Source organism: Altererythrobacter sp. KTW20L (assembly GCF_023501975.1).
Lineage (GTDB): Bacteria > Pseudomonadota > Alphaproteobacteria > Sphingomonadales > Sphingomonadaceae > Alteraurantiacibacter.
Window position 1 is genome coordinate 287,279 of record NZ_JAMFLH010000002.1, and the last position, 8,684, is coordinate 295,962.

Sequence of the window (8,684 nt, forward strand, 5' to 3'; positions counted from 1 at the left end):
GGCAGGGCTCGAGGGGCAAAACTCCGGTGCTACTCCGGTGTCGCTCAGGCGAAAGCTCGAGGAACTGCTGTTTCGTTCCGGTCGATCAGCCCCTTGGTCGGAGCCAATGCAGGGCTAGCGTGAAGGGTGCGGCAGGCGGTCGCACAAGCACATTCCAGAATTGGAATGAGGCAGTGAAGTTGCCGCACACCACGATGCGAGCGGCTTGTCCAAAGCAGGGGCGGGTGCGACGGCAGCATTGCGCCCCAATTTTATCCATTGCGACTCGCGTGCCGACCGCCTGAAAGCGGACAAGATGGCGACTGGTCTAGATGGCCGACTCTGGGACATTTCTGCCAGTCGTCACTGCTACTGGGATCGTCCGGCTTTGCTGATACCTGCCATTCGTTGGGCCGGGATAGTCTTCTGGTCGATCAGCCTGCGAGCACTAATCTATCTGCAAAAGATAGTGGAGCCGCAGCCATCAAAGCGGCATAGCGGACTCATCAGGGAGGGGGAATGGTGAGCGAACCGATCGATGACATCATTAGCTGGTCAGCCACGCAGCAGCCATGGCGGCGCGACTGCCTGCGTCGGCTCGCCATTGCCAACGATCTTACCGACGCGGATCAGGACGAGCTTCTGGCGATGGTCAAGCAGGCGGCCGGGTTCACGCTCGCGAGCGAGCCGCCTAAGCCGACCCCCTTCGCCAAGGCGCATTTCGGGGGCGGCGCGCAGACGCCGGTGGTGCTGAAAGGCATCGCCAATGTCGAAGGCGTCAACCGGCTAGTCGCCAACGCGTCGCTCAGCTTCTGCCCCAAGGCGTTGACCATCGTCTATGGACGAAATGGCAGCGGCAAGAGCGGTTTCGTTCGTATCCTGCGCACGGCATGCCGGACGCGCATCGAAAATCCGGCGATGCTCAAGGTCCTCGCCGATGTCTATGGCGACGGCGCGGGCGCGCAAGGGGCCGATATCTTGGTCGATCTCGGCGACGGCGATGTCCCGATCGCCTGGACCCCAGGCATGGCAGCGGCGCCGCAACTCGCACAGGTCGCGGTGTTCGACAGCGCGTCGGCGCAGATCTATGTCGATGGCGGCAATCAAATCCGCTATCTGCCCTTCGGTCTGGCACTACCGCACCGGCTGAACACCGTCTGCCTCGCGTTCAAGGCAAAGCTAGAGGCCGAGCAGCTCACAGCGGTCGGCGGCAAAATCGCGCTGAGTTCGATCGCGTTCCCGATCGCGCGGAAGACAAAGGCCCAGACATTCAACACCGGCCTCAGCAAGATCGCGACCGATGCTGCGATCGATGCCGGCACGGCGTGGAGCGAAGATAATGCGACACGCCTCGAAGAGATCACCAATCTGCTAGCGGCGAGCGCGACGACGGCATCCGACCTCGGCGCGTTGCTGAGTTGGATCGGTGCCGTCAAACTCGAATGCGAAAGTGCGACAGATGCACTCGGCGACGAGGCGCTGGCGGCGCATACGGCGCTGCGCGATTCGGCGGTCGCAGCTCGCGAAGCCGCGCAGCTCGCGGCCGGCGCCCTGTTCGACGATGCGCCACTCAACGGCGTCGGTAGCCAGACCTGGCGGGCTCTGTGGCAGGCGGCGCGCGATTACTCGGTGACGGAAGCCTATCCCGATCAGCCCTTCCCGGTGGTCGGTGACGATACCGACATCGCTGCCTGTATTCTCTGCCAGCAGCCGCTGGAGACGTGCGGCATCGACCGGATGCAGCGCTTTCAGGCCTATATGGACGATGCGCTCGACACCGCGGCCACGGCCGCCGAGGCTGCGGTCACTGACGCGTTGGCCGATCTACCCGCCCTGTCTCATCTACTGGGCGACGATATCGCTGAGCGAATCGAGCAGGTTCGTGCGCGCGATGCCGCGCTGGCCGACGCGCTCCAGAGTTTCCAGTCTGCCGTCGCTGGTCGCCATGCCAACGCCAAGGCCAGACTGAAGGGCGCCGAGCTGGCCGACGTGGCGCCGCTCATCTCGCCGCTCGCGGCGGTGGAGGCGCTGTCCACCAAACTTGGCGACGAGAAAACTGCACTCGCCGCAGCAAGTCTGGTGGAGGGCCGCCAGAAGCTCGAAATCGAAAAAGCCGAACTGGAGGACAGCAAGATCCTTCACACCAACAAGGCGAAGCTCACCACCAGGCGCGACCTGATGGTGATCGATGCTGCGTATGCCAAGGCGCTTACTCTCGTTGCTACAACGGGCATCACCAAGCGGGCCAATGAACTTATCGATACGCATCTGACCGCGGCGGTGATCTCGCGGTTTGACGCCGAGCGCACCAATTTTGACATATTGCATCTCAAGGTCGGGCTAGCGCGTAAGAGCGGGCAGACCAAGGCCGAGTTCGAGATCGATCCGCAGACCAAATTGGCCAAGGTCACCTCGCAGATCCTGAGCGAAGGCGAGCAGCGTGCGCTGGCGCTTGCAGGCTTTTTGACCGAAGTCGCGCTCACCGATGGGTCCGGGCCGATCGTGATCGACGATCCAGTGTCCTCGCTCGACCGCGATCGTAGCTGCAGAGTCGCCGACCGCATCGCTGCCGAAGCTACGTGCCGGCAGGTCGTCGTGTTCACTCACGACATCGTCTTCTTTAACGAGCTGTGCCGCGCCGCCGACAATGTCGGCATCGAGCCGGTCACGGTTGCGCTGTTCAGCGACCTCGACGCGGCGGGCAAGATCGACGTGGCTGGCATGGTCTGGAAGGGCCTCAACGTCGCCAAGCGGATCGGCGCCATCAAAAGCGCCTTCGCACCGTTACCTAAGATCCATGGCAGCAGCCCAGCCGACTATGAGTTCGCGATCAAGAACCTCTATGGCCGGCTGCGTGATACTTATGAGCGGGTGGTCGAGGAGATCATCTTCAGCGACATTGTCCGCCGCGGCGTCGACGTCATTCAGACCCAGATGCTGCGCTATGTTACTTTGCCTGATGATCTCGCGATCCGCTTTTACGACGGGATGACGCGGGCGAACACTCATAGCCACGACAATCCGGCTGCCGACACCGTGCCGGTTCCGACACCCGACCAGTTTACTGTCCATCTCGGCGAGCTCGAACAGCTGATTGACGACTTCAAGTCGGCCAAGGCCGCAGCTGAAGCGGCACGGCCGCAGATGAAACCCAAGAAATGAGACCCTCGCCGCCCTGGGCGCTCTCGCCATTTAGGCAAATGCGTCTCGCACTGAACTCCGCAATCGACGAGAAGGCGAAGCGAACCGGCAGGAGAATAGACAATGGCCAGACGATATGCGCCGGGCTTCGTGGCGACCGAAAAGGAGGGGGCGCAGCTTCACTTCACGACGAAACAGAAGGGCGCGCGTTGGCAGGTCGCATACACGCCAGCACCGCAGGCGGTCTCGCTCGCGGAGCAATATGACGAAAAATTCGTTCCACCAAAGAAGCCTATCAAGTTGATCGAAGGCGATCGCGACGGCGAGTGCATTATTCTTCATCCGCACACGCTCGACGCCTCGAGCCCAAATTTTCTACAACCCAAATATACAAAACTCGCGACTATCACGCTGGAGGGCTTCGCATTCTGGTTCGAGGCCTCCGACGCGTCGGGTGTGGAGGCGTTTCTCACCGACCTACCGGCGGGCTTCATCAAGGACATCTACCACGGCCTTGGCCTTAACTACGATATCCGCCTGACCATGACATCGTCCTGCGTGTCTTGCCAGGAGCCACAGGGCGGGCGAAACAATGGCGCTTCCATCCGGGGCAACAATTCGAAGAAAATGCCGACGGTTCGCTGCTCGTCCGCTTCCGGGCCGGCGGCTTGCGCGAAATTGCCGAGCATCTGTTTACTTGGGGAGGCGACGTTGTGATTGTCGGGCCAGAGGAGCTACGCTCCGTGATGGCAGACCGGATAGCAGCAGCCACAACCATCTTACGACCGTTATTGTCGCAAGACACTCTCAGATAATGCCCATCATCATCTTGCGATACTAATCCTTTCTAGTCCTCCTCAATCGAAAGCCTCCCTTTGAGATATCAACCTGTCCAAGGCCATTACCATGCGTCCCGCCTCACCGTCGCAGGAACGGGCGAGGACTCTTTTTCGCGGTCTTTGACCTCGGCAAGGGTGGAAATGAACCCCCACCAGGTCGAAGCGGCGCTATTCGCGTTGAAATCCCCTATCGCGAAAGGCGTCTTGCTGGCGGACGAAGTGGGGTTGGGTAAAACGATCGAGGCCGGTCTCGTTATTTCGCAACGATGGGCCGAGCAGAGGCAGCGCATTCTGTTGATTGTGCCGGCATCACTGCGGAAGCAGTGGAGCCAGGAACTGCATGAAAAGTTCTCCCTTCGTAGCCGCATCCTTGAGGCAAAGACCCACAAGGACATGGTCAAGGCTGGACAACGCCGACCTTTCGAGGTGGCTGGCGGTGTGGTCATCGTGTCCTATGAATTTGCAGCCCGCAAGGCTGACGAAATCCGCGCCGCCAAATGGGATCTCGTTATCTTCGATGAGGCACACCGCCTCCGAAATGTCTGGAACAAGAACGGCGCAAAGGGCGCGAAAGCCATCAAATCCGCGGTGGGAGATCGCTTCAAAATTCTGCTGACGGCGACCCCGCTTCAGAATTCACTTATCGAGCTGTTCGGCTTGGTTTCCATCATCGACGACATGCACTTTGGCGGGGAGCAGGCTTTCCGCGCGCAGTTCATGGGGTCCTCAACCACGCCTGCATCGCAGCAGCTGCTGCGCGATCGTTTGGCACCGGTTTGCCACCGGACACTGCGGCGGCAGGTTCAGGAGGCCGGCCACATCAATTTCCGGAAACGGCACGCACGAACATTTACCTTCGAACCTTTCGACCAGGAAACGCGCCTCTACGAGATGCTTTCGGAATACCTTCAGGATCCGAACACGGTTGCCTACGGTCGCACCAATGCGCTCGTGGTCTTGCAAGCCCGCAAGCAGCTGGGCTCGTCTACTTTCGCTACCTCCCAATACCTGACCACTTTGCTGGAGCGCCTCAGGCGTGCGCAGGCGGCCTCATTCAATATGACCGACGACCTGGAAGATGGGTTGGCCGATGAGCTGGAAGGCATTGAAGACGAGGGCGATGAAGGGCCGCCCCCTGTGGATCCTGTCCGTCTCGCTTCCGAAATCGAACTTGTCGAGAAGATGCGCGACCTGGCCCTTTCGATCGGCATGAACGCCAAGGGTGAGAAGCTGGTCCAGAACTTGCCGGCCGTGCTTGACGAAATTCAAAGCAAGGGCGGCAAGCGCAAGGCGGTGATTTTCACCGAGAGCGTGCGGACCCAGAAGTATCTTGCGGCGCTCCTGTCCGAACACGGATATGACGGCCAAATCGCCCTAATGAATGGCTCCAACTCCGATCCGGAGAGCCGCGCGATTTACGAAGCCTGGCGCAAGCAGCATGCAGGCACTGATCGTGTTTCAGGTTCGCGCACTGCCGACATGAAGGCCGCTATCGTCGATGCCTTCCGCGGCGACGACAAGACTATCCTGATTGCGACGGAAAGCGGCGCTGAGGGTATCAACCTCCAGTTCTGTTCACTGCTGATCAACTACGACCTGCCCTGGAATCCGCAGCGGGTGGAACAGCGGATCGGACGCTGCCACAGGTATGGCCAGCTTGTCGATGTCACTGTCGTCAACATGCTCAACCTCAAGAACCGGGCCGAGGAACGCATCCACGAGCTGCTGCAAAACAAGCTGCACCTGTTCGACGGGGTGTTCGGCGCATCCGACGATGTGCTGGGTAAAGCCCCCATCATCGTACAGCTCTGGGAGCAGGTTCCAGCCCTCATGGCGCTGCGAGAGAACATAGGCGGCACACGCCTCGCGCTGGGCATCAAGGCTGTTGAACGCCTGATCGAGACCCTCCTCAGTCGACTTGCGGGTATAGATTGCACAGCGCAGGCGGCGGATCTGCTGATCAGCGGCCATGTTCGCGCACCTCCAGCTTGCCGAGCCGTGGGCTCTTCAACCCGAAGAACCGGGGACCGGACCAGCCTGCACCGGTGATGCGCTGAGCAATCGCGGTGAGCGACGGATAGCGCGTCCCACGATAACTGCAGCCGAGCGATTGATCATTGTCGACGCCGGGCCCGAAGGGCGGGAACGGCGCGCGCGTGGTGAGGAGCCGATGCGGCTGATCGAGGCACTACGCGAGGTGAGATTGGGACCATGATCAAGTGGACAGATGCGGTCACGCCCCCATCTGCCCGACAGCTGAATCTAGTCCGCTTTGAGGGGTCGAATATCGAAAGCGGTCCGTCGGCAGTCGGCCCAAAAGCGGTAGATTCGCATATTTCATTAGCCGCCGCTTATCGATGCATCTTCAATCGCTGTGGCTAAAGTGATCTCAGCTCAATCTCACACATTGCCGCTCAAACGAGCCGTCGGGGCCAGATCAGGATTCGAGAGACCGTTCAGCACTTGGGGGAGAGCCCGTCATTTGTTCACGCCAAGCTCTTGTCGGACAATTTTCGCGCCGGCGCACATAGCGTTGAGCTTCGCCCTTGCGGTATCTCGGGACAACGGAGCCATGCCGCAATTGGTCGAAGGCTGAAGTCTGTCGGCATCGACGAACCGCAAGACCTTGCGAAGCGTATCGGCCACTTCTTCCGGCGTCTCGATACGGTCAGTCGCCACGTCGATGACACCGACCATGACCTTCTTGCCGCGGACGAGTTCGATCAGGTCCATCGGAACGCGCGAATTCTGGCATTCCAGCGAAATGATGTCGATTTTGGACTTCTGCAGGGCGGGAAAGGCTTCCTCGTATTGCCGCCACTCGGACCCCAGGGTCTTCTTCCACTCGGTATTGGCATCGATGCCGTAGCCATAGCAGATGTGGACTGCCGTTTCGCACGTGAGACCTTCGGCGGCCCTCTCCAGCGCGGCGATGCCCCAGTCGTTTACCTCGTCGAAGAACACGTTGAACGCCGGTTCGTCGAACTGGATGATGTCGACCCCGGCCGCCTCCAGTTCCCGGGCTTCCTCGTTCAGGATCCGGGCGAATTCCCAGGCCAGCTTCTCGCGGCTTCCGTAATATTCATCGTACAGTGTATCGACCATCGTCATCGGGCCCGGCAGGGCCCACTTGATCGGCTGCGTCGTCTGGCGACGAAGAAACTTCGCATCCTCGACGAACACCGGCTTGGTGCGGTTGACGGCCCCGGTTACCGTGGGAACGCTCGCATCATAGCGGTCGCGGATCCTGGTCGTCTGGCGTTTTGCGAAGTCGACGCCGCTCAGGTGTTCGAGGAAGGTTGTCACGAAGTGCTGGCGCGTCTGCTCGCCATCGCTGACGATATCGATTCCGGCCTGCAGCTGGTCGTCCAATGCGAGCCGCAGGGCATCCTGCCTGCCGGCGTCCAGTTCTTTGCCCTGCAATTTCCAGGCAGGCCACAGCGTTTCCGGCTCGGCCAGCCAGGACGGCTTGGGCAGGCTGCCAGCGGTCGACGTGGGCAACAATATCGTCATGAAGTGTAATCTCGCTGGTGGAGCAGGATCAGAAGGCGGCGCTGGCAGACCATTGCGCCAGGACCGAGCGATAGGGCTTGATCAGGCTTTCTTCGGCAAACTTGCCCTGCTCCCTGGCCAGCCTGCTGCGCTCCTCCCGGTCGTAGATGATGCGGGTCAGCGAGTAGTCCTGGCACTTCAGGCTCGGCTTGAAGTGCTCGGCTGCGACCGAGTTGGCGTTGTATATCCTCGAACGCGGGATCTTTGCCGACCTGGCCATCGTCAAGGCGTGGAAGGCGGACGAGACCGGCAACCTGGTGTTTCGCAAGACCGCGCGCAATTTCAACCTGCCCGCCGCCACCTGCGGCAAGACCTGCGTGGTCGAGGTGGAGGAAATTGTCCCCGCAGGGTCGCTCGACCCCGACTGCATCCACCTGCCCGGCGTCTATGTGCAGCGGATGATCGTCGGCGCCCCCTATGACAAGAAGATCGAATTTGTGACGACGCGGGAACGGGAGGACGCGTTATGACCACGCAAGACGGGCTTACCCCCGGATGGACCCGCGACCAGATGGCGCAACGCGCCGCGCGCGAATTGCAGGACGGGTTCTACGTCAACCTCGGCATCGGCATTCCCACGCTGGTGGCCAACCACATTCCGCCGGGTGTGGAGGTGACGCTGCAGAGCGAGAACGGCATGCTCGGCATCGGCCCCTTCCCCTATGCGGGCGAGGTCGATGCGGACCTGATCAATGCCGGCAAGCAGACCATCAGCGAGCTGCCGCATAGCGCCTATTTCGACAGCGCGGCGAGCTTCGCCATGATCCGCGGCGGCCATATCGACCTGACCGTGCTGGGCGCGATGGAAGTGAGCGAAGGCGGCGACATCGCCAACTGGATGATCCCCGGCAAGATGGTCAAGGGCATGGGCGGGGCGATGGACCTGGTCGCGGGCGTGAAGAAGATCATCGTGGTGATGGAACACACCAGCAAGCACGGCGAGCCCAAGTTCATCCCCGCCTGCACCCTGCCGCTGACGGGCCGCAACGTGGTGGACATGATCATCACCGACCTGTGCGTATTCCAGCGGCTCGACCACGCCAGCCCGTTCAGGCTGGTCGAACTGGCGCCGGGCGTTGCGGCCGAGGATGTCGCGGCGAAGACCAGCGCGCATTACCATCAGTAAGTAGAGGCAGGTAATGGCGAATTCGGTCTATCTTTTCGGTGGTCGGT

6 protein-coding genes and 1 pseudogene are annotated in these 8,684 nt (G+C 60.9%); 5 read left to right on the forward strand and 2 right to left on the reverse strand.

The annotated features are described in order from the left end of the window. The first annotated feature begins 498 nt into the window (after positions 1 to 498). The 3 genes from M3P36_RS03070 to M3P36_RS03080 all read left to right on the forward strand — a co-directional run bounded on the left by M3P36_RS03070 (position 499) and on the right by M3P36_RS03080 (position 6,008). Positions 499 to 3,141 carry an AAA family ATPase gene (locus tag M3P36_RS03070; RefSeq protein ID WP_249700595.1) on the forward strand — a complete coding sequence of 881 codons (2,643 nt, stop codon included), beginning with the start codon at positions 499 to 501 and terminating at the stop codon, positions 3,139 to 3,141. 542 nt (positions 3,142 to 3,683) lie between these two features. Continuing rightward, the gene (locus M3P36_RS03075; RefSeq protein WP_249700597.1) at positions 3,684 to 3,935 is read left to right on the forward strand and encodes a WYL domain-containing protein; all 252 of its coding nucleotides are present in this window, start codon (positions 3,684 to 3,686) and stop codon (positions 3,933 to 3,935) included. Between the two features lie 165 nt (positions 3,936 to 4,100). Next, the gene (locus M3P36_RS03080; RefSeq protein ID WP_249700600.1) at positions 4,101 to 6,008 is read left to right on the forward strand and encodes an SNF2-related protein; all 1,908 of its coding nucleotides are present in this window, start codon (positions 4,101 to 4,103) and stop codon (positions 6,006 to 6,008) included. Positions 6,009 to 6,437: 429 nt separating this feature from the next. On the opposite strand, the gene M3P36_RS03085 is transcribed toward M3P36_RS03080, so the two are convergent. Both M3P36_RS03085 and M3P36_RS03090 read right to left on the reverse strand, forming a co-directional pair. Continuing rightward, positions 6,438 to 7,472 carry a methionine synthase gene (locus M3P36_RS03085; protein ID WP_249700602.1) on the reverse strand — a complete coding sequence of 345 codons (1,035 nt, stop codon included), beginning with the start codon at positions 7,470 to 7,472 and terminating at the stop codon, positions 6,438 to 6,440. Between the two features lie 28 nt (positions 7,473 to 7,500). Continuing rightward, positions 7,501 to 7,731, reverse strand: coding sequence for a putative oxygenase MesX (locus M3P36_RS03090; protein WP_249700604.1), 231 nt, complete (start codon positions 7,729 to 7,731; stop codon positions 7,501 to 7,503). On the opposite strand from M3P36_RS03090, the pseudogene M3P36_RS03095 reads away from it, so the two are divergent. Both M3P36_RS03095 and M3P36_RS03100 read left to right on the forward strand, forming a co-directional pair. Continuing rightward, positions 7,694 to 7,981 (forward strand): annotated as a pseudogene (locus M3P36_RS03095) (CoA transferase subunit A); the annotation flags it as partial. The gene M3P36_RS03090 and the pseudogene M3P36_RS03095 overlap by 38 nt on opposite strands. Then, positions 7,978 to 8,637: a CoA transferase subunit B gene (locus M3P36_RS03100; RefSeq protein WP_249700606.1), complete on the forward strand. Its 660-nt coding sequence runs from the start codon at positions 7,978 to 7,980 to the stop codon at positions 8,635 to 8,637. The pseudogene M3P36_RS03095 and the gene M3P36_RS03100, both read left to right, overlap by 4 nt. The last annotated feature ends 47 nt before the right edge of the window (positions 8,638 to 8,684 follow it).

Bases quoted from the DNA above. Each gene is read 5' to 3' on its own strand.
- M3P36_RS03070 (WP_249700595.1), top strand. From the start codon at position 499: ATGGTGAGCGAACCGATCGATGACATCATTAGCTGGTCAGCCACGCAG.
- M3P36_RS03080 (WP_249700600.1), top strand. From the start codon at position 4,101: ATGAACCCCCACCAGGTCGAAGCGGCGCTATTCGCGTTGAAATCCCCT.
- M3P36_RS03085 (WP_249700602.1), bottom strand. From the start codon at position 7,472: ATGACGATATTGTTGCCCACGTCGACCGCTGGCAGCCTGCCCAAGCCG.
- M3P36_RS03090 (WP_249700604.1), bottom strand. From the start codon at position 7,731: ATGGCCAGGTCGGCAAAGATCCCGCGTTCGAGGATATACAACGCCAAC.
- M3P36_RS03100 (WP_249700606.1), top strand. From the start codon at position 7,978: ATGACCACGCAAGACGGGCTTACCCCCGGATGGACCCGCGACCAGATG.